The 25,549-nt window shown below is 62.8% G+C and carries 26 protein-coding genes; 8 read left to right on the top strand and 18 right to left on the bottom strand.

Annotation, left to right across the window (positions count from 1 at the left end; all coding sequences use genetic code 11):
- Positions 1 to 31: 31 nt before the first annotated feature.
- The 12 genes from KHO30_RS21675 to KHO30_RS21620 all read right to left on the bottom strand — a co-directional run bounded on the left by KHO30_RS21675 (position 32) and on the right by KHO30_RS21620 (position 9,987).
- Positions 32 to 1,075 (bottom strand): MucB/RseB C-terminal domain-containing protein, encoded by a 1,044-nt coding sequence (locus KHO30_RS21675; protein ID WP_093640668.1) that lies wholly within the window; start codon positions 1,073 to 1,075, stop codon positions 32 to 34.
- 4 nt (positions 1,076 to 1,079) lie between these two features.
- The gene (locus KHO30_RS21670) at positions 1,080 to 1,706 is read right to left on the bottom strand and encodes a sigma-E factor negative regulatory protein (RefSeq protein WP_054036216.1); all 627 of its coding nucleotides are present in this window, start codon (positions 1,704 to 1,706) and stop codon (positions 1,080 to 1,082) included.
- An 82-nt stretch (positions 1,707 to 1,788) separates the two neighbouring features.
- Positions 1,789 to 2,388: an RNA polymerase sigma factor RpoE gene (gene rpoE, locus KHO30_RS21665; RefSeq protein ID WP_006051939.1), complete on the bottom strand. Its 600-nt coding sequence runs from the start codon at positions 2,386 to 2,388 to the stop codon at positions 1,789 to 1,791.
- A 101-nt stretch (positions 2,389 to 2,489) separates the two neighbouring features.
- The gene (locus KHO30_RS21660) at positions 2,490 to 2,975 is read right to left on the bottom strand and encodes a protein YgfX (protein WP_342345970.1); all 486 of its coding nucleotides are present in this window, start codon (positions 2,973 to 2,975) and stop codon (positions 2,490 to 2,492) included.
- A gap of 4 nt (positions 2,976 to 2,979) precedes the next feature.
- On the bottom strand, positions 2,980 to 4,218 hold the full coding sequence (fabF, locus tag KHO30_RS21655) for a beta-ketoacyl-ACP synthase II (protein ID WP_211702243.1): 1,239 nt from the start codon (positions 4,216 to 4,218) through the stop codon (positions 2,980 to 2,982).
- A gap of 303 nt (positions 4,219 to 4,521) precedes the next feature.
- On the bottom strand, positions 4,522 to 4,761 hold the full coding sequence (acpP, locus tag KHO30_RS21650) for an acyl carrier protein (RefSeq protein WP_004197638.1): 240 nt from the start codon (positions 4,759 to 4,761) through the stop codon (positions 4,522 to 4,524).
- Between the two features lie 151 nt (positions 4,762 to 4,912).
- On the bottom strand, positions 4,913 to 5,662 hold the full coding sequence (gene fabG, locus KHO30_RS21645) for a 3-oxoacyl-ACP reductase FabG (protein WP_093640475.1): 750 nt from the start codon (positions 5,660 to 5,662) through the stop codon (positions 4,913 to 4,915).
- 84 nt (positions 5,663 to 5,746) lie between these two features.
- A complete protein-coding gene (gene fabD, locus KHO30_RS21640; RefSeq protein WP_093640479.1) occupies positions 5,747 to 6,682 on the bottom strand; it encodes an ACP S-malonyltransferase in 936 nt (311 codons plus the stop codon).
- A gap of 111 nt (positions 6,683 to 6,793) precedes the next feature.
- A complete protein-coding gene (locus KHO30_RS21635; RefSeq protein WP_093640482.1) occupies positions 6,794 to 7,783 on the bottom strand; it encodes a beta-ketoacyl-ACP synthase III in 990 nt (329 codons plus the stop codon).
- Positions 7,783 to 8,889, bottom strand: a complete 1,107-nt coding sequence (gene plsX, locus KHO30_RS21630; RefSeq protein WP_200618371.1) for a phosphate acyltransferase PlsX — start codon at positions 8,887 to 8,889, stop codon at positions 7,783 to 7,785. Before plsX ends, KHO30_RS21635 begins: the two co-directional genes overlap by 1 nt.
- A 172-nt stretch (positions 8,890 to 9,061) precedes the next feature.
- Positions 9,062 to 9,241 (bottom strand): 50S ribosomal protein L32, encoded by a 180-nt coding sequence (rpmF, locus tag KHO30_RS21625; protein WP_006051932.1) that lies wholly within the window; start codon positions 9,239 to 9,241, stop codon positions 9,062 to 9,064.
- 101 nt (positions 9,242 to 9,342) lie between these two features.
- Positions 9,343 to 9,987 (bottom strand): DUF177 domain-containing protein, encoded by a 645-nt coding sequence (locus KHO30_RS21620; protein WP_154560644.1) that lies wholly within the window; start codon positions 9,985 to 9,987, stop codon positions 9,343 to 9,345.
- 269 nt (positions 9,988 to 10,256) lie between these two features.
- On the opposite strand from KHO30_RS21620, the gene KHO30_RS21615 reads away from it, so the two are divergent.
- Both KHO30_RS21615 and KHO30_RS21610 read left to right on the top strand, forming a co-directional pair.
- On the top strand, positions 10,257 to 10,874 hold the full coding sequence (locus KHO30_RS21615) for a Maf-like protein (protein WP_211702241.1): 618 nt from the start codon (positions 10,257 to 10,259) through the stop codon (positions 10,872 to 10,874).
- Entirely contained in the window at positions 10,871 to 11,590 is a 720-nt protein-coding gene (locus KHO30_RS21610) for an SAM-dependent methyltransferase (protein WP_200618368.1), read from the top strand. Before KHO30_RS21615 ends, KHO30_RS21610 begins: the two co-directional genes overlap by 4 nt.
- Positions 11,591 to 11,707: 117 nt before the next feature.
- Here the strand turns inward: KHO30_RS21610 and KHO30_RS21605 are convergent, their stop codons facing one another.
- The 4 genes from KHO30_RS21605 to KHO30_RS21590 are packed head-to-tail and all read right to left on the bottom strand — an operon-like array spanning position 11,708 to position 14,833.
- On the bottom strand, positions 11,708 to 12,712 hold the full coding sequence (locus KHO30_RS21605) for a S49 family peptidase (RefSeq protein ID WP_200652966.1): 1,005 nt from the start codon (positions 12,710 to 12,712) through the stop codon (positions 11,708 to 11,710).
- A gap of 33 nt (positions 12,713 to 12,745) precedes the next feature.
- Entirely contained in the window at positions 12,746 to 13,138 is a 393-nt protein-coding gene (locus KHO30_RS21600) for a Rieske (2Fe-2S) protein (RefSeq protein WP_211702415.1), read from the bottom strand.
- 8 nt (positions 13,139 to 13,146) lie between these two features.
- Positions 13,147 to 13,806: an HAD-IIIA family hydrolase gene (locus KHO30_RS21595; RefSeq protein WP_093640503.1), complete on the bottom strand. Its 660-nt coding sequence runs from the start codon at positions 13,804 to 13,806 to the stop codon at positions 13,147 to 13,149.
- A complete protein-coding gene (locus KHO30_RS21590) occupies positions 13,799 to 14,833 on the bottom strand; it encodes an RluA family pseudouridine synthase (RefSeq protein WP_093640506.1) in 1,035 nt (344 codons plus the stop codon). Before KHO30_RS21590 ends, KHO30_RS21595 begins: the two co-directional genes overlap by 8 nt.
- Before the next feature lie 732 nt (positions 14,834 to 15,565).
- Here KHO30_RS21590 and KHO30_RS21585 point away from each other — a divergent pair.
- The 6 genes from KHO30_RS21585 (at position 15,566) to KHO30_RS21560 (ending at position 23,070) form a co-directional block, all read left to right on the top strand.
- Positions 15,566 to 18,862 carry an Rne/Rng family ribonuclease gene (locus KHO30_RS21585; RefSeq protein WP_211702239.1) on the top strand — a complete coding sequence of 1,099 codons (3,297 nt, stop codon included), beginning with the start codon at positions 15,566 to 15,568 and terminating at the stop codon, positions 18,860 to 18,862.
- Between the two features lie 230 nt (positions 18,863 to 19,092).
- Positions 19,093 to 20,202, top strand: coding sequence for a GTP 3',8-cyclase MoaA (moaA, locus tag KHO30_RS21580; protein ID WP_211702236.1), 1,110 nt, complete (start codon positions 19,093 to 19,095; stop codon positions 20,200 to 20,202).
- Between the two features lie 13 nt (positions 20,203 to 20,215).
- Complete coding sequence (gene mobA / locus KHO30_RS21575; protein ID WP_211702233.1) at positions 20,216 to 20,830, top strand: molybdenum cofactor guanylyltransferase MobA; 615 nt, start codon at positions 20,216 to 20,218, stop codon at positions 20,828 to 20,830.
- 74 nt (positions 20,831 to 20,904) lie between these two features.
- Positions 20,905 to 22,206 (top strand): molybdopterin molybdotransferase MoeA, encoded by a 1,302-nt coding sequence (gene moeA, locus KHO30_RS21570; RefSeq protein ID WP_211702230.1) that lies wholly within the window; start codon positions 20,905 to 20,907, stop codon positions 22,204 to 22,206.
- Positions 22,207 to 22,306: 100 nt separating this feature from the next.
- A complete protein-coding gene (locus KHO30_RS21565; RefSeq protein ID WP_054036190.1) occupies positions 22,307 to 22,582 on the top strand; it encodes a hypothetical protein in 276 nt (91 codons plus the stop codon).
- Complete coding sequence (locus tag KHO30_RS21560; RefSeq protein ID WP_175051062.1) at positions 22,582 to 23,070, top strand: GNAT family N-acetyltransferase; 489 nt, start codon at positions 22,582 to 22,584, stop codon at positions 23,068 to 23,070. The genes KHO30_RS21565 and KHO30_RS21560 overlap by 1 nt, the downstream gene beginning before the upstream one ends.
- Positions 23,071 to 23,097: 27 nt before the next feature.
- Here the strand turns inward: KHO30_RS21560 and KHO30_RS21555 are convergent, their stop codons facing one another.
- Together KHO30_RS21555 and KHO30_RS21550 are read right to left on the bottom strand one after the other, a co-directional pair.
- The gene (locus tag KHO30_RS21555) at positions 23,098 to 24,543 is read right to left on the bottom strand and encodes a DNA recombination protein RmuC (protein ID WP_093640521.1); all 1,446 of its coding nucleotides are present in this window, start codon (positions 24,541 to 24,543) and stop codon (positions 23,098 to 23,100) included.
- The gene (locus KHO30_RS21550; RefSeq protein ID WP_093640524.1) at positions 24,540 to 25,529 is read right to left on the bottom strand and encodes a 2-hydroxyacid dehydrogenase; all 990 of its coding nucleotides are present in this window, start codon (positions 25,527 to 25,529) and stop codon (positions 24,540 to 24,542) included. The genes KHO30_RS21555 and KHO30_RS21550 overlap by 4 nt, the downstream gene beginning before the upstream one ends.
- Positions 25,530 to 25,549 lie beyond the last annotated feature (20 nt).

Below are 25,549 nucleotides of genomic sequence, written 5' to 3'. Positions count from 1 at the left end.
GCAAGCCGAGGGATTCGTGTGATTCGGAGGATTACTTCGGAGCTTTATATTCTATGGCAGACGCAAATTGCTGCAATGTGGTCTGGGGCACTTCACCAAGCAGAGTAATCCAGAAGTCGCCGCGCCGCTTGACCAGCACGTGCGTGGCGCCGCTACTGCCCGCGCCTTCCTTGCGAGTATTGTTCTCGACCGGCTCGACGAATACCGAAATGGCCGCAAGGCCGTCGGAGAATACAGCCTGATCAACCGGAATGGTGGGCTGGCCGGGGTCACGCGCGGCCATGGGACGGCGAAGCTCGCGAATCTTGCGGAAGCCCGGCACCGTCGGCGTGATTTGCCAGCCTTGCGCAGCCATATCGACCGGCTCGACCGGCGGACGCACTACCGTCCAACCCGTTGTATTACGAATGCCGTTGACGATGGCGGTCTTGTCGACCGGCACGCCAATACGAATCTGCGAAAACGACAACTGTTCGAGCACCTGGCCGTTCGGATCGAGCGTTTGCGCACGCAACAGCAGGCCGGTCTTCTTGTCGGCCCACAGCTTGTAAGCAAAGCGATATGCGTCTTTCGGATCGAGCTCGATTACCTGGCTATCGATACCCGCGACGCGGTCGTCGCCGAGCAGCTTCGGCTCGTACACGGACAGCACCTGCTCGCCGCTTACAGCGAGCAGAGCAGGAAACGAATCTTTGTTCTGGCGCTTCTCGACCACGCACAGATGCCGCTCGGGCACGAACGTGTAGAGATCTTCGTTGTGACGAAGCATTTTGCGCGGCTTGCCGTCGAGGCTTTCGAGTTGCTCGAATTCGCCGTCAGTACGGGTCGCGTAGTGCGCGATCCGCGACGTCTGAACGAAATTGCCGCGCTGATAGACAAACGCGCCCTCGTAGTTCTGCTGCTGGGCGGCCTGATGAATGCGATCGAGCAGCTCTGCGGCCGTGCGACGGGCGACGAGCGGATCGTCGGTTTGTGCAAAGACCCGCGGCGTGGCGGACAACAATACGGCTGCGCAGAACAGAAATGCCGGCAGCCGCCCCCAGATAGTCGTTTTATTCAACCGCGGAGTCTGCATCAAACTATTGGCCTTGCGTAGAAACGGCGGCAGCGCGAATCAGCGGCATCGAGCCCGGCATGACCGGCTGTTGCGCGAATTGCTGGTGAGCTTCCAGATACTGATCGAGACTGGCGTCACGAATGATGTTGGCGTCTTGCGCAACCGGCTGAAGCGTAGCAGCCGGCACCGACGCCATAGCCACACGTTGCAGCGAATCACCATGCGACTGGGTCGACGCAACTTGCGCCACACCCGGGCCGCCCGGCACGCCTTGCAGTTGCGGCACAACGATCCACGTCAGCGTGGCAGCGGCGGCGGCAACAGCAAACGCCGGCACAACGCGGCGGCGCAGCGCCAGCAAACGCCGCGCGACCGGCATTGCAGCAGGCGCGAGCACGTGCGGCTCATTGTCGAAACGTGCGGCAAAACCGCTCAGAAACGCGCTGCTCGCCGCCGGGCTGACCGCCAGATCGTCGGAACGCAGAGCGTCGCCGATCAGGTGATAGCACGACCAGGCGGCACGATCTTCGCCGTCCAGTTCGGAAACAAACGTGTTCAGATGCTCTTCGCCGAACAGCTCACCGTCGACAAAAGCGGACAGACGCTCGCCGCGCGAGCTGGCTTGCGATTGCATCGAGACCGACCCCATGATGCTCCCCATCTTACAAATACCCCGTAGTGACACCACTAATCCAGATATTGCACCCGCGCCCCGTCCGGCGGGCTGGTGTTTACCAGCGCTTGCCTTCAGGTGTGTCAAGCAACGGACGCAATTTTGCCGCAATGGCTTCGCGAGCGCGGAAAATTCGTGATCTGACTGTGCCAATTGGGCAACCCATCATCTCAGCGATTTCCTCGTAACTCAAACCTTCAATTTCACGAAGAGTAATGGCGGTGCGCAACTCTTCCGGTAAAACCGCCATCGCAGCATTGACCGTCTCAGCGATCTGCTTGCTCATCAACATCGACTCAGGCGTGTTGATATCCCTTAGTTGGTCGGCGTCCGAGAAAGTTTCAGCTTCTTCAGCATCTGCTTCGGTCGAAGTCGGTGCGCGCCGCCCTTGGGTCGCAAGGTAGTTCTTTGCCGTATTGACCGCAATCCGGTACAACCACGTATAAAAGGCCGATTCGCCGCGAAATTGCGGCAACGCCCGGTACGCCTTGATAAAGGCGTCCTGAGCGACGTCTTCCACTTCGGCCGGGTCCCGCACGAGGCGGGAGATCAGCCGGAGAATCTTGCGGTGGTATTTGGAGACCAGAAGCTCGAACGCGGCCTTGTCGCCCTTCTGGACGCGCTCGACCAGCACCTGATCAATTTCTTTTTCGCTCACCTGATAAATCCGTTAACTATAGGGCGCATGGCGGGGGACCATTGTAGCGTCCCCATCATCGCGGCACGTTACTCCGGTAACAGCGGTTACAGTCGTTACAGTCAGGCGCCGGCGCCACGCCGGCCCAGCACGGCCAGCTCCCGGAAAACGGCCGCAGGAAGCGCGTCGGCGGCAAGAAGCAGCGTGCGGGAGCGCCCATGATCCGGCGCCAGCGCCAGAACGAGCAGGCGATCGCTCCATTGCGAACAGCCGGCAATGCGACCCTGTGTCAACAAACTGCCGGCCTGGTTCCAGGTGGACACTCCGTCTGGGCCGATTTTCAGCGCGACCGGCTGCGCATGCTCATGCTTTACCGCACAGAGCGTCAGCAGCGCCCACACGGCAAGCGTCAACGGAACCGCCTGCCAGGCGCCCAGATGCGACGCGAAGCATGTATAGGCAGCGCCAGTCGCCATCAGGACGAACATACCCAAAGCGGCGCGCATGGCGATGGAGCGCCGCAACGTGATCCGCTGCGGCGCTCCGTCGGTTGCCGATTCGAGGGAAACCGCCGGGCAAGCCGGCGTTTTCGACTGGCGTGTCAGCAAGCGATCAGGCGCGCTTGAAGACCAGCGTGCCGTTCGTGCCGCCGAACCCGAACGAGTTCTTCAGCGCGACGTCGATCTTCATCTCCCGCGCGGTGTTGGCGCAGTAATCGAGATCGCAGGAGGGATCCTGATTGAAGATGTTGATCGTCGGCGGCGACACCTGATGATGCACGGCGAGCACGGTGAACACGGACTCCAGACCGCCGGCGCCGCCCAACAGGTGACCTGTCATCGACTTGGTCGAATTCACGACCATGTCTTTGGCGTGGTCGCCGAAAGCGCGCTTGATGCCGGTGGTTTCAGCCAGGTCGCCCAGCGGCGTGGACGTGCCGTGCGCGTTCAGGTAATTCACCTGATCCGAATTGATGCCCGCATTCTTCAACGCGGCCAGCATGCAGCGGCGCGCGCCGTCGCCATCTTCCAGCGGAGCGGTCATGTGATAGGCGTCGCCGCTCATCCCGTAGCCGCTGATTTCGGCGTAAATCTTCGCGCCGCGCGCCTTCGCGTGTTCGTACTCTTCGAGCACCATCACGCCGGCGCCCTCGCCCAGCACGAAACCGTCGCGATCCTTGTCCCACGGACGGCTTGCCGTTGCCGGATCGTCATTGCGTTGCGACAGCGCACGCGCCGCCGCAAAGCCGCCGACGCCGAGCGGCGACACGGTCGATTCGGCACCGCCTGCGATCATCACGTCGGCGTCGCCGTATTCGATCAGGCGCGAAGCCTCGCCGATACAGTGCAGACCCGTGGTACACGCGGTAACGATGGCGAGATTCGGACCCTTGATGCCGAACTTGATCGACAGGTGGCCGGAGATCATGTTGATGATCGATGCCGGCACGAAGAACGGCGAAATACGGCGCGGGCCGCGATTGAGCAGCTCGGTTTGCGTCGCTTCGATCATCGGCAGACCGCCGATGCCCGAACCGACCACCACGCCGATGCGCTCCGAATTCTCGTCGGTGACTTCGAGGCCGCTGTCCTGCATCGCCTGGATGCCGGCCGCGACGCCGTAATGGATGAACGTATCCATGTGGCGCGCTTCCTTACCGGGGATGTAGTCCTCGATATTGAAGCCCTTCACCTCACCGGCGAAACGAGTCGAGAAGTTCGATGCATCGAACTTCGTGATATTGGCAATACCCGACTTGCCGGCGACCAGATTGGCCCAGCCGTCGGCAACATTATTGCCAACAGGCGAAATCAGCCCCAGGCCTGTAACAACAACACGACGGCGGCTCACGGTAACCCCTTTTTCATAGATGACAAAAGCACAAAAGCCACAGCGGCCACAGGAACCTGCCCTGTGTGCCCTGTGGCTGTTAGCCGCCCCCTACTCCCGGCGCTTCGCACCAGGTCCCCCCGAGAGGGGCAAGAAAACTTGGGGCGGCCCGGCGTTTTCTTGAAAGTCGGCAATCGCGCGAAAAGTTGCGCTGTCAACATCGCTGGCTCCTGCACGGCAAAAAGCGCCAGCCCTGCTGGCGTCGGAAACCGACACGGCAGGGCGTCATACGCCGCCAACGCAGAAACGCAGGCGCGAATGACTTTAGGCCTTGACGTTCGCGCGAGCGTAGTCGATCGCTTGCTGAACGGTAGTGATCTTCTCGGCTTCTTCATCCGGAATTTCCATGCCGAATTCGTCTTCGAGGGCCATCACGAGTTCAACGGTGTCGAGCGAGTCGGCGCCGAGGTCGTTCACGAACGAAGCTTCGTTCTTGATCTCAGCTTCTGCAACGCCCAGTTGTTCTGCGACGATCTTCTTGACGCGCTGTTCGATATTGTCCATTACCCCTCCAAGGGAAAAGAAGTTCAAAAATACAGGTGCGCGCATTTTATCAGGTTTGACCCGGCAAAAAAGCGGCGCATCGGGTTCCTGTCAAGGCATGCGCCTTACGCTTTTGCAAACGCGTCAAGGCGCGGATAGTAACCGAATTTGGTTACGACATGTACATTCCGCCGTTCACATGCAATGTCGTGCCGGTGATATAGCCCGCTTGCGGCGACGCGAGGAACGCCACAGCGTGTGCGATGTCGTCCGGGCTGCCGAGGCGGCCGAGCGGAATCTGCGTCTTCAGTGCGGCTTGCTGCTCTTCCGGCAGGGTCTTGGTCATGTCGGTATCGATGAAGCCTGGCGCCACGCAATTCACCGTGATGCCGCGGCTGCCGATCTCGCGTGCCAGCGCACGCGTCATGCCTGCTACGCCCGCTTTCGCGGCTGCATAGTTGACCTGCCCGGGGTTGCCGGCCGAGCCGACCACCGACGTGATATTGATGATCCGGCCACCCTTGGCCTTCATCATGGGACGCAGCACAGCGCGCGACAGGCGGAAGACCGACTTGAGATTGGTGTCGATCACCGCGTCCCAGTCGTCGTCCTTCATGCGCATGGCGAGCTGGTCCTGCGTGATGCCGGCGTTGTTCACCAGCACGTGCAGCGCGCCAAATTCCTTCACGGTGCCGTCGATCAGCGCTTCGGCTGCGGCGGCGTCGTTGACGTTGAGCACCGCGCCGCGGCCGCTTACGCCAGCCGCGTTAAAGGCTTCGCTGATCGCTGCCGCGCCGCTTTCGCTGGTTGCCGTGCCGATCACCGTCGCGCCCTGGCGCGCCAGTTCCAGCGCGATCGCACGGCCGATGCCGCGCGATGCGCCCGTCACGATTGCGATTTGCTTGTCGAGAGTCTTTTCCATCTGTCAGTCCGAATGCCCTTTCGGAGGGCTGATTGATTCTTGATGTCAGGCCTGGTGCCCTGCTGGCGCCCCAGGAGGCTGCGTTTAGCCCGCCGTCACCAGCTTGAGCGTTTCTTCGAGCGAAGCCGGGTCGAACACCGAAGCGCCGACCAGATTGCCGTCGATACGCTTCGTCAAGCCCGCGAGGACCTTGCCCGGGCCGCATTCGATCACATGCGTGACGCCTTGCGCAGCCATTGCCTGCACGCTTTCGACCCAGCGCACCGGACCGGCTGCCTGACGCACCAGCGCGTCCTTGATTTTTGCCGGCTCGTTGACCACCGCGACGTCGACGTTGTTGATCACCGGAATCGACGGCACCTGCACGTCGACGCTGGCCAGATACTCGCGCAATTGATCCGACGCGGGCTTCAACAGCGACGAGTGGAACGGCGCCGACACCGGCAGCGGCAACGCGCGCTTGGCGCCCTTCGCCTTCGCAACTTCGCAGGCCTTTTCGACGGCGGCTTTGTGACCCGCGATCACGACTTGCGCCGGCGCGTTGAAATTCACCGCTTCGACGACACCCGCGACCGACGCTTCGGCGCAAACCGCGCGGACCGTATCGTCATCGAGGCCGAGAATCGCGGCCATGCCGCCAACGCCGACCGGCACGGCCGTTTGCATAGCTTGCGCGCGAAAACGCACGAGCGGCACGGCATCGCGAAACGCGATCGCGCCCGCCGCGACCAGCGCGGTGTATTCGCCGAGGCTATGACCGGCGACGATAGCCGGCTTCGGGCCGCCGGCCTGCTGCCACGCGCGGTAAATCGCGTACGCGGCGGTCAGCATGACCGGTTGGGTATTGGTGGTGAGGTTCAGATCTTCGGCGGGGCCTTCGGCGATCAGCTTGCCGAGGTCCTGATTGAGCGCGTCGGACGCTTCCTGAACCGTCTCACGCACGACCGCGTGATCAGCGAATGCGTTAAGCATGCCGACCGACTGCGAACCTTGCCCAGGAAAAACGAACGCAAATTTCATATCGTCCCCAAAATCGATGTTGTCAGATGTGGGTGGCGCGCCCGATTGATGGCAAGCGCGCTCAAGCGTAGCCGAGCGCCGCAAAGAGCGCTCGCCATAACGTCGCCGCTATCAGTAGCGGATAACCGACGCGCCCCAGGTGAAGCCGCCGCCGACGCCTTCGATCAGCACGTTCTGGCCGCGCTTGATGCGGCCGTCGCGCACCGCGACGTCGAATGCGAGCGGAATGGACGCAGCCGACGTATTGCCGTGCTCGCCCACCGTGACGACCATGCGTTCCTGCGGCAAGCCGAGCTTGCGGCAGGTGCTTTGCATGATGCGGATATTGGCCTGATGCGGAATCAACCAGTCGATCTGCTCGGCCGACAGATTCGCTTTTGCAAGTGCCTCGACCGCGACCTTTTCGAGCACATTGACCGCGAGCTTGAACACAGCTTGCCCGTCCATATGCAGGAACGCGCTGCCTTCGATCACACCGCCGTTCACATTGCCCGGCGTGCAGAGAATGTTCGAATGGCTGCCGTCGGCGTGCAGAGCGCTCGCCAGCACGCCCGGTTCTTCGGACGCCTGCAGGATCACCGCGCCGGCGCCGTCGCCGAACAGCACGCAGGTGGTGCGGTCCTTGAAATCGAGAATGCGCGAGAAGGTTTCCGCGCCGATCACGAGCGCCGTGCGATGCTGGCCGCTACGAATGAAGCTGTCCGCCGTTGCCACCGCATAAGCGAAGCCCGAACAGACGGCCTGCACGTCGAATGCCGCGCCGTGATTCTTGATGCCGAGCTTGTTCTGCAACAGGCACGCCGTGCTCGGAAACACAAAGTCAGGCGTGGAGGTTGCAACGATGATCAGATCGATGGATTGCGGATCGATATCCGCCGCTTCGATCGCGCGTTGCGAGGCGATGAGCGCCAGATCGCTGGTAGTGACATCGGGTTCGGCGAAGTGGCGTGCATGGATGCCCGTGCGGGCAACGATCCATTCGTCGCTCGTCTCGACACCCTGCTTGGCGAGACGTTCGGCCAGATCCTGATTGGTGACGCGCCCGGGCGGCAGGTAGCTGCCGGTGCCCAGCACGCGGGAATAAATTGTCGATTGAGCCATTATGCCTTCGAGGATTGCGCAGCGTAGGGCTCGGCTGGCTGGCCTGCGATCGGGCTTGCGTGGCCCGCACCGCTTGCATCGCGCGCTGCCTGTTCGAGAGAACCTGCATTCTCTTCCATTGCTCGCGCAAGGCGTTCCAGCACGCCGTTTTTGACGGCATCATACCCGCGTTTGATAGCCCACTCAAACGCGTAGGCATCCGCCGAACCGTGGCTTTTGATCACCAGCCCACGCAGGCCCAGCAACGCGGCGCCATTGTATTGCCGATGATCGACGCGCTTCTTGAAGCGCATCAATACCGGCAAGGCGAGCACCGCCATCACCTTGGTGAGCCACGAGCGGCCGAACTCTTCCCTGATGATGTTGGAGAGCATCTGCGCGAGGCCTTCCGACGTCTTCAGCGCGACATTGCCGACAAAACCGTCGCAGACGATCACGTCGACCGTGCCCTTGAAGATGTCGTTGCCTTCAACGTTACCGTGAAAGTTAAGTGTACTCGCGCGCAGCAGTTCGCCGGCGCGTTTGATGGTGTCGTTGCCCTTGATGGCTTCTTCGCCAATGTTGAGCAGGCCGATGGTGGGCCGCTCCTTGCCCTCGAGCGCGGACACGAGCGCGTGCCCCATCTCCGCGAACTGCAGCAGATGCTGCGGCTCGCAATCGACGTTGGCGCCCAGGTCGAGCATCATCGTGTAGCCATTGGGATTGGGCAGTGCCGACGCAATGGCCGGGCGTTCGATGCCCGACAGCGTTTTCAGCACATAACGCGAGACCGCCATCAGCGCGCCGGTATTGCCGGCGGAAATGCAGGCTTGCGCCTCGCCTTCCTTGACGCGATTGAGCGCCACGCGCATGGATGAGTCTTTTTTCTTGCGCAGCGCGACTTCGACCGGATCGTCCATGGCGACGATCTCGGAAGCAGGTACGACGGTCAGCGCCGGCAGGTCTTGAGCCTTCAACTTCTTCAGCTGCGCACGAATCGCACTTTCAATGCCGACGAGCAGCAACTCAGCATCGGGATGCGAACGAACGAAGTTGACGGCTGCGGGAACGGTCACGGACGGGCCGTGGTCGCCTCCCATGCAATCTATCGTGAGCTTTACTGTCATGGAGTGCGACGAATTTCAGGCGCCCTGCATGGAACCACAGTAAGCGCTAAAGCGCCAACTGCGATCGACACAAAAAAGCGGCAGATGAATGCCGCCTTTTTGCCGAGCCGGGAAAATGTCAAGCGAGCCGATCGCCACGCGAAACGCCAAGGGGCGCAACGCAGTGAAACGATTAGTCGTTCTTCGTCTTGACGACTTTCTTGCCGCGATAGTAGCCGTTCGGGCTAACGTGGTGACGCAGATGCACTTCGCCCGTGCTCGGTTCCACGGCCAGCGGCGCTGCCGTCAGGAAATCGTGCGAACGGTGCATGCCGCGCTTCGACGGCGACTTCTTATTTTGTTGAACTGCCATGACTAACTCCTAAAAATTTTCCGAATTCTAACACAGCCCGACCCGGTGTCCGCCATTGACCGAATGGCCAATGCGCCCGCTTCGCGCTCCCATGCAACTGTTCAGTGCTTCTTGTCGCCCGGCTCACCGCGCTTGAGACTTTCGAGCGCCGCAAACGGATTGGGCCGCTCAGGCTCACCGCCCTCACCAGCTTCATCCGGCGCAGCCTCGTCGCCCTCGCCTTCTGCTCCAGCCACACCAGAGACAAGGCTCTCGTGCACTTCGGGACACACCTCGTGCTTGGGCACGAGCGGCAAGGAAAGCAGCAACTCTTCTTCGATCAAGTCGATGAGATCGAACTGGCGCGAGCCCACGATCACTTCGACTTCATCCTCGTCGAGCGGAAACTCTTCGGCTTCCGCCTCAGTGCTGACGATCCGGTAAGTTGCATCGACATTGAACGCCTGCAGATACGGTGTCATGCACCGCTGACATTCGAGCCATGCAGCACCGTGAATCGCCAGCCTCAGATAAGGCTGTGGACCCTCGGTGCCGTCGTCCTGCAATTCCGGCTGCGTCGCCCCTTCGGCTTGCCAGGTGAACGCGGTATCGCGGTCTGGCGCTTCAACCGGGACTTCGTTTAACATGCGCGGCAGTTGCGAGACGCGCACGACACCCGCGGCCTGACGCCCACTCCGCGCAAATTCGAACAGATCGATATCGTGCGGGTCGGACAGACCAGCAGGGTTGCCAGGATGTTGAGTCATGTGCGCTCCTGCGTCGGCAAGGATTTCGCCGGGGGTAAATCGGTTTGCAAAGCAGTCCGCGGAACTCATGCGCTGCCCCGCGTTGCTCAGTCGGTATTGCTCACTGACCCAAGCGCGCTACCTAAGCAGCGGCCCGCCTGTGCAATAGCATACCGATGAAAAGCCCGAAATCATATCCGTTTTGTCTTTTCGAGTCAAACACTTAAGCCCGTACACGTGCGCCACCCGCACGCCCTCGTACGACCCGCCTCTCTAGCCGTTGGTTGCACATGCCAGATTCCCTCAATCGCCCGCCACGCCTGATCCTGGCGTCGAGTTCACCTTATCGTCGAGAGCTGCTCGAGCGCCTGCGGATTCCGTTCGAAGTCGTCGTCCCGGCAATCGACGAAACGCCGCTCGCCGGCGAAACGCCCGAAGTGACGGCCCTGCGCCTCGCCGAGGCAAAAGCCCGCGCGGTGGCAGCCAAGTTCGGCGCCGGTGAAGCCGCACTTCTCATCGGCTCGGATCAAGTCGCCACTTACGACGGCCTGCAGATCGGCAAGCCCGGCACGCATGACAAGGCGCTCGCCCAGTTGCAGGCAATGCGCGGCCGCGAAGTGCTGTTTCATAGTGCGCTGTGCCTATTCGACAGCCGTTCGGGGGCGGCGCAAACCGCCGACATCATCACTCGCGTGCAATTCCGCGAGCTGCCGGACGCCGCGCTGGAGGCCTATCTGCTTGCCGAAACGCCCTACGACGTCGCTGGCAGCGCCAAATCCGAAGGCCTCGGCATCGCGCTGCTCGAAGCCATTCACTCGGACGACCCGACCGCGCTGGTCGGACTGCCGCTGATTGCACTGTCGCGCATGCTGCTCGCAGTAGGCTATCCACTCCTGGGGGCGCAATGAGCGGCACCTTATATCTGATCCCGAACACACTCGGCGAAGGCGATGCCGACGCCCTCGACGCCGTCCTGCCCGCGCCGGTGCGCGCCCGCGCGGCCTCGCTCAGCTATTACATCGGCGAAAATGCGAAAACCACCCGCGCTTTCCTGAAGAAGGTCGGCACCGAAAAACCGATCCAGGAAATCGAGATTCGCGAACTGAACGTCAACACGCCGGCCGGTGAGATCGACAAACTGCTCGCGCCTTTGCTGGCGGGGACGGATGCCGGCCTAGTTTCCGAAGCCGGTTGCCCGGCGGTCGCCGATCCGGGCGCCCTGCTGGTGCGCCGCGCGCATGAGCGCGGCGTGAAGGTCGTGCCGTTTGTCGGGCCGAGCTCGATTCTGCTGGCGTTGATGGCTTCCGGCCTGAATGGCCAGAGTTTTGCGTTCCACGGCTATCTGCCGGTCGACGCCACTGAACGGGCCAAGCGCCTGCGCGACCTAGAACAGCAGTCGCGCAAAGCCAAACAAACGCAGATCTTTATCGAGACGCCCTATCGGAATAAGCCGCTGCTCGACACGTTGCTGGCGACGTGCGCGCCCTCCACATTGGTCTGCGTCGCCGTCGATCTGACGCTGGAAACGGAAACCATCGCCAGCCGTACTGTGGCCGACTGGAAAAAGAAACCGGCTATCGATCTCCACAAACGGCCGGCAATTTTCCTGATCCTCGCCGTCTGACCGCTGCCGCGGCTCGAACCGATCAGCTTGCCGATCGGTCGCTGTTTACTAACGGCAAAAAGCAAAAAAGCCCCGCGCGATCAGCACTCGATCGCACGGGGCTTTTTCCATATTGAATTACCGCAAGCTCATCTTCCCGCCAAGCGCCATCGCGTGAACGGCGCCACTGCCGACTGCCGCACCGAACTTGCGCGCCACGCGGTCCGTAATGCTCTCCTTGACCGTGTAGTCAACGATATCCGGCGCCTTGAAAAGGTCGCGCGCAACGTAATCCGCGTCGCCGAGACCATCTGCAAGCCCCAGCTCGACGCTCTTCTGCCCCGTCCAGAAGAGGCCCGAGAACATGTCCGGCGTTTCGTGCAGGCGTTTGCCGCGACCTTGACGCACGGCGTCGATGAACTGTGCGTGAATCTGGTCGAGCATATCCTGCGCATGTTCGTCCATCTTCGGCGTTTCCGGTGAGAACGGGTCGAAAAAGCCCTTGTTCTCACCCGAAGTGTGCAGGCGGCGCTGGATCCCCAGCTTGTCCATCAAGCCGGTAAAGCCGAAGCTATCCATCAGCACGCCAATCGAACCGACGATGCTCGCCTTGTCCACGTAAATCTTGTCGGCCGCCGCGGCCGCGTAATAGCCGCCCGACGCGCACATATCGCCAACCACCACATACAACGGGATCGACGGATACTTGGCGCGCAGCCGGCGAATCTCGTTGTAGATAATGCCCGCCTGCACCGGGCTGCCGCCCGGGCTGTTGCAACGCAGGATCACGCCTGCCGTACCCGCATCGTCGAACGCACTTTCCAGCGCGGTGTTGATATCTTCCGCGTTCGCGTTCGTATCAGCGGAGATTTCGCCGTCAAGCGTGATCATGGCCGTATGCCGGCCAGTGGTCGTTACCTTGTCGCCCGAGAAATCGAACGCGCCCCATACCGCCAGCAGCAGGACGATCAGGAACACAAACCGGAAGAAGATCTTCCAGCGCCGTGCCGCGCGTTGCTCGGTGATGGCCGCAAGCGCGATGCGCTCGAGCGCGGCGCGCTCCCAGCCCGGCTCATCGGCAGGCGTGCGGGGGCGGCCTGTCAGGGACGGTTCCTTCGGTTCGGGAGTCAAATTGTCGGACATGCGGTGCAGTGGAAAGATCGAAGAGGAGAAAAATCAGGGGATGGCCGGGCGCAGTTCGCCGTCCGGCAGCCAGAACACGGCACGGCCTTCAGGTGTATCCCGCTCATCAACCTGGACGGGGCGCAAGCGGCCGCCACGGCACGGGCCGCCGACGCATTTGCCCGTATCTGGCGCGTAAATCGCGCCATGTGTGGCGCACATCAAGTATAAACCGGACGATTCGAAGAACTGCCCTTCGGCCCAGTCGAGCTCCATGGGCACGTGGGCGCAGCGATTCAAATAGCCGTATGCACGGCCATCATAGCGAACAAAAAATACCACGACGTCGCCACCACCGAGCCTGGCCGCGCGCCGTACACCAGCGCCGCCATCGACCAGTTCTTCGGACGCGCAAATGCGAACCGCTTCCGTCGCCGTTTCGGTCATACCCGTACTCACGCGTTCTCTCGCAACCAGCCGGACAGGTCGGTCACGCTGGAGGCGACGAATTTCGGCGACAAAGCCGTCAACGAGCCGGCAGGATGCGCGCCGTATGTGACACCAATGCCCGCGACGCCCGCATTGATCGCCATTTGCAGATCGTGCGTCGTATCCCCCACCATCACCGTGCGCGCCGGATCCTGCCCCAGTTCACGCGTAAGCTCGTGCAGCATCGCGGGATGCGGCTTCGAGAAGGTTTCGTCCGCACAGCGAGTGCCGTCGAACAGGCTCGTCAGACGCGACTGGTCGAGCGCGCGATTCAGCCCGACGCGGCTCTTGCCGGTCGCGACCGCCAGCAGATAACCCTGATCGCGCAATTCCTGCAGCATCTCGCGCACGCCGACGAACAGCTCGGTGGTCTGGTCCTTCACTAAATAGTGGAAGCGATAGCGCTCCGCCAGACGCGGGTAGTCGGACGGATCGAGCGTAGGCGCGGCGATTTGCAGCGCGTCGCGCAGGCCGAGGCCGATCACATAGCTGGCGGCCTCATCGGCGGGAACCGGCAGACCGAGATCGCGACACGCCGACTGGATGCTGCGCGTGATGTGCGCGGTCGAATCCATTAGCGTTCCGTCCCAGTCGAAGACGATCAGATCAAATTGCTCTCTAGCCATGCGGTGTCGTCTCCGGGTTTGACCCATTTTGTGATTCACGTAATTCATTGAGCTGCGCCACAAAACTGCGGCATTCGGCCGGCAGCGGCGCCTCGAACTGCACGGGCGCGCCGGTCGCCGGATGCGTCAGCTTAAGGCGGTATGCGTGCAGGAACATGCGTTTCAGGCCAGGCTTGGCGTTGGCGCGCGCCAGCGCCTTGTTCAGCGCAAAGTCGCCGTATTTGGCATCGCCGACGATCGGCAGTTCCAGATGCTGCAAATGGACGCGGATCTGATGCGTGCGGCCGGTCTTCAGTTCCGCCTCGAGCAGCGCGTACTCCGGCCAGCGGTCGATCAGATTGAAAACCGTGTGCGACGCGAGGCCGTCGGCCTGGACACGCACGCGTCGCTCGCCGTCCGCAGTCAAATACTTATGCAGCGGCTCCTTGACCGCGCGGCGGCGGCCCCAGTCGCTCGCCCATTCGCCGTGGACGCACGCATAGTAGCGCTTATCCATCTTGTTCTCGCGAATCTGCTCGTGCAGATTGACCAGCGCGGAGCGCTTCTTGGCGAGCATCAGGATACCGGAGGTCTCGCGGTCCAGCCGATGCACCAATTCGAGGAATTTCGCCTGGGGCCGCGCTTCGCGCATCTGTTCGATCACGCCGAACGCCACGCCGCTGCCCCCGTGGACCGCCACGCCGGCCGGTTTATCGATCACGAGCATGTGCTCGTCTTCAAAAATAATTTTGAAATCGGCGCTCGGCACCGGCGCCTGGGCGATCGTCTCGTTCGGTTGAGCGACGCGAATGGGCGGCACGCGCACCAGATCGCCCAGCTCGAGGCGGTACTGCGCGTCTATCCGGCCCTTATTCACACGCACCTCGCCGCTACGCAGGATGCGGTAAATATGGCTTTTTGGCACGCCCTTACAGACGCGCAACAGGAAGTTATCAATGCGCTGTCCGGCCGCACTGTCATCGATCTCGATCATCGAGACCTGGTCGCTTGCGACCGATTTCTGGGATATTTTGCCTAACTCTTTCATTATGAATATAATTTGCCCAGCAGTCTGCGGCGGCCGGCGCAGTGTCCGGAATTCGGGCGGATTGCGCAGGTGCAAGCGATAAACCGTTATTTTACTTGCGCCGGGGTCTGGTTGCTCACCCTGAAAATGAGATGCAACATGTTGCACGCACGAAGTCAGTGCCCGGCAGGGACGGCGCCCACAGGCGCGTTCGGTCAAGGTCGGCTTCGACGGTAACGGAATTTTGGTAAAAAAGAATTTAACTTTCAGCTTCGGTATCGGGCGGTCTGACGCCCTGCTGTAGGAAGCTGCGAGTTGCGAAAATACGGCGTGCGCCCGAGGCGTCTTGTAGAAAATACAAGACATGGCGACGTCAAAATGAGGCGAGACACCCCCAGCGAGAAAAGACGCGCCGACTGCGCGAACTTCCCGCTGCGGCATGACCGCAGCCTCCGGCCCTCCGGTCACGCGCCCAGTTGGCGCACCGGCGCGAGTGGACGAAAGGCTTATGAAGGTCTGCTGGCAGAACCCGCGGCGTGTCGGGTCGTTATTTGAAGCCGTGTTCGCATGTGCCCTGCGGCACCGCGCCCATTTTTCAATGGGGCCGGGCCCTCTCAGGCAATTCTCCCGCCATTTTTCCCGCTCCAGCGTGCTTGTGAAAACACAATAAGGCGCGGCATGCCGCTGCCCTCGTGGCTCTCGCGACTGACAACCGCGCAGCTGAGGGCTAGCTAAGCCGCCTGGAGCCGTTCAATGAAACGAATGTTGTTCAACGCGACGCAGCAGGAAGAACTGCGCGTCGCCATCGTCGATGGGCAAAAACTCATCGATATCGACATCGAAACCGCCGGCCGCGAACAGCGCAAAGGCAATATTTACAAGGGCATCATCACCCGCATCGAGCCGTCGCTCGAAGCCTGCTTCGTCAACTACGGCGAAGACCGCCACGGCTTTTTGCCGTTCAAGGAAGTCGCCCGCCAGTATTTCCGTGACGGCGTCGACATGCGCTCCGCGCGCATCCAGGACGCCCTTCGTGAAGGCCAGGAACTGATCGTTCAGGTCGAAAAGGAAGAACGTGGCAACAAGGGCGCGGCCCTCACCACCTTCATCTCGCTCGCCGGCCGGTATCTGGTTCTGATGCCGAACAACCCGCGCGGCGGTGGCGTATCGCGCCGGATCGAAGGCGACGACCGCCAGGAACTGCGCGAAACCATGGCGCAACTGCAATTGCCGGAAGGCATGAGCATCATCGCGCGCACGGCCGGTATTGGCCGCTCCGCCGAAGAGCTGCAGTGGGACCTGAACTACCTGATGCAACTGTGGCGCGCCATCGAGGCCGCATCGCAAAGCGGTTCGAGCGGCCAGCCGATGCTGATTTATCTCGAATCGAGCCTCGTTATTCGCGCGATTCGTGACTATTTCCAGCCGGATATCGGCGAAATTCTGATCGACACCACCGAAATCCATGACCAGGCTCGCGCCTTCATGGATATCGTGATGCCGGATAATGTCAGCAAGGTGAAGCGGTATCACGACGACGTGCCGCTCTTCTCGCGCTTCCAGATCGAACACCAGATCGAAACCGCGTATTCGCGCACGGTCCCGCTGCCTTCGGGCGGCGCCATCGTGATCGACCACACGGAAGCGCTGGTCGCAATCGACGTGAACTCGGCACGCGCCACCAAGGGCGCCGACATCGAGGAAACGGCGGCACGCACCAACCTCGAAGCCGCCGACGAAGTGGCCCGCCAGTTGCGCCTGCGCGACCTGGGCGGCCTGATCGTGATCGACTTCATCGACATGGAATCGGCCAAGAGCCAGCGCGAAGTCGAGCAACGCCTGAAAGACGCGCTGAAGCACGACCGTGCACGCGTCCAGATGGGCAAGATCTCGCGTTTCGGCCTGATGGAACTGTCGCGTCAACGTCTGCGCCCGGCTCTGTCGGAAGGCAGCCATGTGACGTGCCCGCGCTGTAATGGCACGGGCCACATCCGCGATACCGAATCGTCCGCGCTGCAAGTGCTGCGGATCATTCAGGAAGAAGCGATGAAGGAAAACACCGCGGCGATCCATTGCCAGGTGCCGGTCGAAGTGACCGCCTTCCTGTTGAACGAAAAGCGCGCCGAAATCAATAAGATCGAATCGCGTTTCAAGGTCAACGTCGTTCTGATCCCGAACAAGCATCTCGACACGCCGCATTACAAGCTCGAGCGCCTGCGTCACGACGATGCGCGCCTCGACGAGCCGCGCGCTTCGTGGAAGATGGCCGAAGAAGCGGCCCGTGAACTGGAATCGGAAACCGGTTACAGCAAGCGCGCCGAGGAAGTGAAGCCGAAGCAGGAAGCCGCGGTCAAGGGCATCACGCCTGAGAAGCCGGCCCCGAGCGCGCCGGTCCGTCCGGCAGTAACCCCGGCACCGGTGGCTGTCACTCCGGCCGGCGGCGGCTTTATTGGCTGGTTGAAGAATCTGTTCGGCATGCAGCCGGCCGCGCCGGCGCCTGTCGCACCGGCTACGACCGAAAAGCAGACGCGTCCGCAACGCGGCGAACGCACGGAGCGCGGTGAGCGCACCGGCGAACGCGGCGGCGATCGCAACCGCAACCGCCGTAGCGGCGCAGGCGGCCGCGATGCAACGGGCCGTGGCGAAGGCGCGACCGGCGGCCGTCAGGCTCAGGGTCAGCAACCGTCGCAGCGTCGCGAGGAACGCGAACCGCGTGAAGCACGCGAAGGTCGTGAGCCGCGTGAAGCACGTGAATCGCGCGAGCCGCGCGCTAACCGTGAGCAGCGTGAACCGCGTGAGGCCCGTGAAGGCCGCGAACCGCGCGAGGCTCGTGAGCCGCGTGAAGGTCGCGAGGGCCGTGACCGCGACAATCGCGGCAGCGATCGTGCGGAAACCGTCGAGGGCGCACCGCGCGCCGAACGTGGTGAACGCCAGGAACGCGGCGAACGCCGTGAGCGTGGCGAGCGCGCTGAACGTGGTGAACGCCGCAAGCAGCAGCCGGAAGCCGCAGATGCACTGACGCAGAGCGACGCGCAAACGGCGGAAGAGCTGGCGCAAAACCAGACCGCCCTGGGCGAAAACGGTATGCCGGTCGATCAGGAAGCGGTGGCGCGTGAAGGTGAAGAGCGCCGTCGTCGCCGTCGCGGCCGTCGTGGTGGTCGTCGTGAGCGTGAAGAAGACGTGAACGGCAACCTGGCTGCGGACGTTGCGGAAGGTGAAGGCGACAACATCAATGTGACCGATGACGCACCGGTGCGCACCGCGCACCAAGCGGTCGAGCACAAGGCTGAAGTCAACGAAGCGGCTGCAGTCAAGCCGGTGGAAGTGGTTGTTGCTGCTGTCGCGACGGAAACCGTTGTGGTCAGCGAACTGCACGCTGTAACCGAAACACCGGCGCTGGCCGCCGAGCAGGCTGCGAAGACGGAAACGGTTGTGCCGGTCGCAGAAGCGCCGGTTGCACCGGTTGCGGTCGAGCAGGCCGTGGAAGCGCCGGTGGCGCAAGCAGTTGCCGCACCGGTCGAAGCCGCGCAAGCTGCGCCGGCCGCCAGCGAGACGGTTTCGCTCGCCGAACCGGTCGCCCGCTTTGAAGCCCCGGTTGAAACTCGGGTCGAAGCGCCGGCAGTTGCTCCGGTAGTTGAAGCGCAAGTCGCACCGGCTCCGTTGGAAACGGCGGCTCCGGCAGCAGTGGTCGAAGCGCCGGCCGCCCAGCCGGCACGGCAAGCCCATATCTTCGAAGCGCAACCGGTCGCGGCAGTGGTCGCACCGGCAGTTGAAGCAGTCGTTGAACCGGCAGCAATTGAGCCGACGCCCGTTGCAGTTGCTGCGCCGCAAGCGCCACGTAATGCCGGTGTGTCGGCTGAAGCCCTGAAGCCGGTGCTGGAACAAGCCGGTCTCGTCTGGGTGAACACCGACGCCGACAAGCTGCGGGCCGCGCAGGAAGCGGCTGCGCAAGCGGCCAAGCCGGTTCGCGTGGGTCGCGAGCGTAAGGCGTTGCCGCCGGTCGAAACCGCGCCGATGCAAATGGTGGAAACCGGTAAGCATCCGCAATAAGCGAACCGCCGCCAGGCAAAAAGCCCGCCCTCACCGGCGGGCTTTTTGTTTTATGGGCGCCGCGGCCCCGTCCGATTACGGGCTTTATGCCCCTCCCCGTATACCCGGACGGCGTCCTGGCGCCGGCAGCCGCCGGATGCATTTCCGCTAGAATGAATATCTAGGTTCCAATCGCAGCACCAGGCCCGGCACTTAAGCAGCCCGAAACGAAGCATCAAGCGAAGCAATTCATGTCCCGACGCATCATCCCTGTTGCCGATCTCAGCGCGGTGCCGGTCATTACCGGCCCCGTGCAGGCGCCCAGCGGCGCGCTGCACGACACGCTGGCGCGCCCGCTGCGCGATCTGCGCATCTCGGTGACGGATCGCTGCAATTTCCGCTGTGTCTACTGCATGCCGCGCGCGGTGTTCGACAAGGATTACGCCTTCCTGCCGCATAGCGCACTGCTCAGCTTCGAAGAAATCGAACGGCTGGCGCGGCTCTTCGTCGCGCACGGCGTCGAGAAAATCCGTCTTACGGGTGGCGAGCCGCTGCTGCGCAAAAATCTGGAATTCCTGATCGAACGGCTCGCGCAACTCACCACGCCGGAAGGCCGCCCGCTCGATCTGACGTTGACCACCAACGGCTCGCTGTTGGAGCGCAAGGCGCGCAGCCTGAAAGACGCCGGCCTGACCCGCGTGACGGTGAGTCTCGACGCGCTCGACGACACTCTGTTTCGCCGCATGAACGACGCCGACTTCGCGGTCGCCGACGTGCTGGACGGGATCGCCGCGGCGCAAGCGGTGGGACTCGCGCCGGTGAAAGTCAACATGGTCGTCAAACGTGGCACCAACGACGGCGAAATCGTGCCGATGGCGCGGCATTTCAAAGGCTCAGGCGCGGTGCTGCGCTTTATCGAATACATGGACGTGGGCACGTCGAACGGCTGGAACATGACCGAGGTGCTGCCTTCCGCCGACGTCGTGACGCGCATCGCCGAGCATTTCCCGCTCATGCCGCTCGAAGCGCACAGCGCAGCCGAAACCGCCCAGCGCTGGGGTTACGTGGATGGCGGTGGCGAAATCGGCGTGATTTCGAGCGTGACGCGCGCGTTTTGCGGCAGTTGTACGCGAGCGCGTCTGTCGACCGAGGGCAAGCTGTACCTATGCCTGTTCGCCTCGTCCGGTCACGATCTGCGTGGGTTGCTCCGCAGCGGCGCGAGCGACGCCGCCATCGCCACGGCCGTCGCCGAAATCTGGCAAGGCCGCAGCGACCGTTATTCGCAACTGCGTGGCAGCAATGCAGCCTCACTGCGCGCGCAGGACGCCCGCCGCGTGGAAATGTCGTACATCGGCGGCTAAACCGGCCGCGCCCATGAACCCGGCTCGCGAACACATCACCGGTCTGGTCCTCGCGGGCGGACGCGGCATGCGTATGGGCGGCGTCGATAAGGGTCTGCAAACGCTGCACGGCGAGCCGCTCGCCGCTCACGTGCTGAAGCGGCTCGCACCGCAAACCGGCGCCCTCCTGATCAGCGCCAATCGTCACCCTGAGGTCTATACGGCGCTGGGCGCGCCGTTCGGCGCCAAGGTGCTTGCGGATACCCTACCCGGCTTCCCCGGACCGCTGGCGGGCCTGCTCGCCGGTCTGCGCGCGGCCGGCACTGCCTACGTGCTAAGCGCGCCCTGCGACACGCCCGGGCTGCCCGCCGATCTCGCCGCCCATCTCACGCAGGCACTGAGCTCGCATCAGGCCGACATCGCTACCGTCACGACCACGAACGCCGAAGGCCACGTCTCGCTTCATCCCGTGTTCGCGTTGCTGCGCACGAGTCTCGCCGACGACCTGGCGGCCTTTCTCGACGCCGGCGAGCGTAAGGTTCGCGCGTGGTACGCGCGCCACAAGACGGTCGAAGTCGCCTTTACCGACGAGCGCGCGTTTTACAATATCAATTCGTTACAAGAACTCGCCGACCTCGAGCGTTGCTGAGGCCCCGGTTGAAATCCCGCTCCGGCCGCACGGCAACAGCCGCTTCCGCCGCCGATCGCGACGTCCAGCCCTTCATGACCACGCTTAACGAATTTTCCAGCTGCGTCGCGCAGTACGATCCTCATGCGCTACCTGTTTCGGCCGCCCAGGCGATCGTCCGTCAGTGGGCCACGCCCGTCACGGCGGTCGAACGCGTGCCCTTGCGCGATGCGCTCGGCCGCGTGCTCGCAGCCGATATCGTTTCGCCGATCGACGTCCCGTCGCACGACAATTCGGCCATGGACGGCTACGCGTTCAACAGCGCGGCATTGGCAACGAGTGAATCCACCGTCGATTTGACGATCGCCGGCAAAGCGCTGGCGGGTCACCCGTTCCCGGGCCACGTCGACACGACGCAATGCGTACGCGTCATGACGGGCGCCTGCATGCCGGCCGACTGCGACACCGTCGTGCCGCAGGAGCTTGTCGAGCGCAGCGCCGATTCCACCTCGATCCGTTTTGCGGCCAACGCCTTGCGAGCCGGCGCCAACCGGCGCCTCGCCGGCGAAGACCTCGCCCGCGGCCATGCCGCGCTACGCGCCGGCCGCATCATGCGCGCGTCGGACCTCGGCTTGCTGGCTTCGCTTGGCATCGGCGAAGTCAACGTGCGGCGGCGCCTGCGCGTCGCGTTTTTCTCAACCGGCGACGAATTGCGCTCGCTGGGCGAGCCGCTCGACCCGGGTTCGGTGTACGACAGCAACCGCTACACGCTGTTTGCGATGCTTCGGCGCCTGAACATGGATACGCTCGATCTCGGCGTGGTGCGCGATGAACCCGCGGCGCTCGAGGCTGCATTGCGCAGCGCCGCAGCCAGCGCCGACGTGGTGTTGACTTCGGGCGGCGTCTCGGTGGGCGAAGCGGATTTCACCAAGCAATTGCTGCAGACGTTCGGCGACGTCGCCTTCTGGAGCCTCGCAATGCGTCCAGGCCGGCCGCTCGCTTTTGGCCGCGTCTGGTCCGGCGCGCATCCGGGTCTCGGGCTACCCGCGTTATTCTTCGGCTTGCCGGGCAATCCCGTGGCCGTGATGGTGACGTTCTACCAGATCGTGCGCGAAGCGCTGCTGCTGATGTCCGGCGCTACGCCGCAGCCGCTGCCGGTCTTGCGCGCCGCCAGCCGCCAGGCCATCCGCAAGCGCGCCGGCCGCACCGAATACCAACGCGGTGTCGCCGGGCAAGATGCGCACGGCCAATGGCATGTCACGCCGACCGGCTCTCAAAGCTCCGGCGTGCTGAGTTCGATGAGCGAAGCAAATTGTTTCATCGTTCTCGGGCACGATGAAGCCGATATTGGCGAGGGCGAGCACGTCGATATCATGTTGTTCGACGGCCTGATCTGACGCCTGACTGAACGCTTTCGCGGCGGCGTTTTGCGGCCGCGCTTTCAGCCTCATTTGCACGCTTTACCCATTACCACTACGACACACGGGTTTGACTTACATGAAAAAACAGATCTCGTTCATTGCACCGGGACAGACGGCCAAAGCGCTTATCCTCGTGTACCTGACATTCTCGGTGCCGATCGTGCTGCTCGGCGTGCTGGTGGCGTTCATCCGCTATGGCTCGGTCGAACTGAGCACCGTGTTCAGTGCGCTGCTGCTGAACGCGATTCTCGGCTTCATCCTGCTGTGGATTGCGTGCCACGCCTACAACTGGGTGGCGTCGCGCTTTGGCGGTATCGAAATCCAACTGACCGACGCGCCGGAAGAAGCGTAATGCCCGCCACGATCCGCGCCGCGACGCCTGCGGATACGGGCGCTATCTTCGCGCTGACGTACGAACTGGCCGAATTCGAGAGCCTCACGCACGTATTCGTCGCGACCGAAGACGGATTGCGCGACGCCCTGTTCGGCGCGCGGCCCTCGATCGAAGCACTGGTGGCGGAAAACGAAGGACGCATCGTCGGCTATGCGCTGTTCTTCCACAATTACTCGAGCTTCGCCGGCAAGCGCGGACTATATCTCGAAGATGTCTACGTGCAACCGGGTCAGCGCGGTAGCGGGCTAGGCGCCGCGATGCTCGCGAGGCTGGCGGCACTGGCAGTCGAGCGGCAATGCGGACGCTTTGAATGGACCGTACTCGACTGGAACAAGCAGGCCATTAGCTTCTACGAAAAATTGGGCGCGACAGTGATGCCGGATTGGCGCGTCGTGCGTCTGACGGGCGACGCGCTGGAACAGTTGGCCGCCGCAGCCGCTTCCTGAGTTTAGGTTCGAGCCAACCGTCAGACTCTACTGCTCGTCGGGATCCACACCCGTTAGCGCATCGCCGAGCAACCCGCTCGCCTCTTCACCCGGCAACGCCTCGACGTCACGCAGCTTGCGGTTCATGACGCGGGTGCGCGTTTCCGCGGCTTCGATCGAACGCGTGACGGTTTCAAGCTGCGCCTTGGTCTTGGCCAGCACGTCACCGAATTTCCCGAACTCCGTTTTCACCGCGCCGAGCACTTGCCACACTTCGCTCGACCGCTTCTCGATCGCCAGCGTGCGGAACCCCATTTGCAGGCTATTGAGCAAGGCGGTCAGCGTGGTCGGGCCGGCAATCGTCACGCGATAGTCGCGCTGCAGCAGGTCCGTCAGGCCCGGCCGACGCAGGACTTCTGCGTACAGACCTTCGGTCGGCAGAAATAGCAGCGCGAAATCAGTGGTGTGCGGCGGCGACACGTACTTCTCTGCAATCGTGCGTGCCTCGGCGCGAATCCGCGCTTCGAGCGCGCGCGACGCCTCCTCCACCGCAACCGGATCGGCACGCTCCTGGGCCTCGATCAGCCGCTCGTAGTCTTCGCGCGGGAACTTGGCGTCGATCGGCAGCCAGACCGGCGTAGCTGGACCACCCACCTCCGCACGGCCCGGCAGTTTGATCGCGAATTCGACGCGATCGGCGCTCTTCGGTATCGTCGCGACGTTCTTTGCGTATTGATCCGCCGTGAGCAGTTGTTCGAGCAATGCTTCGAGCTGCACTTCGCCCCACGTGCCGCGCGTTTTGACGTTAGTGAGCACTTTCTTCAGATCGCCGACACCCGCAGCCAGCGTCTGCATTTCACCCAAACCGCGATGCACCTGCTCCAGCCGGTCGGACACCAGCTTGAACGATTCGCCCAGGCGTTGTTCGAGCGTGGCGTGCAATTTTTCGTCGACGGTGCGACGCATCTCGTCGAGCTTGGTCGAGTTGTTCGCCTCGATGTCTTTCAGGCGCTGCTCGATGGTCGCACGCACTTCGGCGAAGCGGCGATCGTTCGACTCGGTGAGCTGGCCCAGTTGCAGGGTCAGCGTGTCGCCGAACTGCTTGAGCGTGCGCCCCTGCTCATCGCGTGCCTGCTGCGCCTGCTGCTGCAAGCTGTGACGCACGGCGTCGAGTTGCTGCGCGAAGCCATCGATCTTGCCGCCCTGCACCGTCGTCATACTGCTGAATTGCGATGCCAGCGTTTGCTGGAAGTGCGCGAACCCACTGCTCTGCTCGGTGCGCGAGACGCGCGCCGTTTCCGTGATGTCGTTGCGCAGTTGCCGCTCAAGCCGCTCATAAGCATGCGACTGCGCATCCGCCGCCGTATCGATACGTTCGCTGAGAATCTCGAACTGCTCGCTTCCGTCAGTGCGACTACCGCGCATCAGCAACGCCAACGCGATGACCAAGGCGACCGCCAGCACGGCAACGGCCGCCACCAGAATCATTGTCATGAACGCGCCTTGCCGATGACCTCGGGGTTGATCGGATTCGGCGGCCGGCCTGCACGTGGACCTTCGCCCAGTGCCGCGATTAGATTGTCCGCGGCGAGGTTCGCCATGGCGCGGCGCGTTGCTTCGGTCGCGCTGGCGATATGCGGTGTCAGTACGACATTCGGCACCGTCAGCAGATCCGGATTCAGACGCGGCTCGCCTTCGTAAACATCCAGGCCCGCTGCGGCAATCTGTTTCGTGCGGAGCGCTTCGACCAGCGCGGCATCGTCGACGATGCCGCCGCGTGCGATGTTGGTGAGCGTTGCGGTCGGCTTCATCTGCGCGAATTCGGCTGCGCCGATCGTATGGTGGTTTTCCTTCGTGTACGGCAAGACGAGCACCACGTGATCGGCGCGCTGCAGCAGGTCCTGTTTGGACGCGTATTGCGCGTTCAACTCCGCCTCGATCTCCGGCGCGACACGCGAACGGTTGTGATAAATCACCTGCATGTTGAAACCCTTGGCGCGACGCGCCAGCGCCTGTCCGATCCGGCCCATGCCGATCACGCCGAGTGTCGAACCGTACAGGTCGGTGCCGAGAAAACCGTCATAGGTCCACTTCTGCCATTTGCCCGCGCGCAGCCAGTGCTCCGATTCGGCGATGCGGCGCGCCGCGGCCATCATCAGCGCCCAGCCGAAATCGGCGGTCGATTCGTTCAGCACGTCCGGCGTGTTGGTGCCGAGCACGTTCGCCGCGTTGAACGCAGCCATGTCGAAGTTGTTGTAGCCCACCGCCATGTTCGACACCACACGCAGACGCGGCGCCGCGGCGAGCGTCGCCGCGCCGACCGGATCGCCCGCGGTCAGCGCGCCGTCTTTATCCGCGAGACGGCGCGTCAACTCATCTGCGGGCAAGACTTCACCCTGGTGCCAGTCGACATCGAAATACTGTTTGAGCCGTTCGATCACATCGGGAAAGATCGGACGGGCGACGAGGATCTTCTGCATTGCAATTCTCCGGATAGCGC

It is taken from the genome of Paraburkholderia aspalathi (assembly GCF_905220735.1).
Taxonomy (GTDB): Bacteria; Pseudomonadota; Gammaproteobacteria; order Burkholderiales; family Burkholderiaceae; genus Paraburkholderia; species Paraburkholderia aspalathi.
This window is presented reverse-complemented; position numbering and strand designations above follow the sequence as displayed.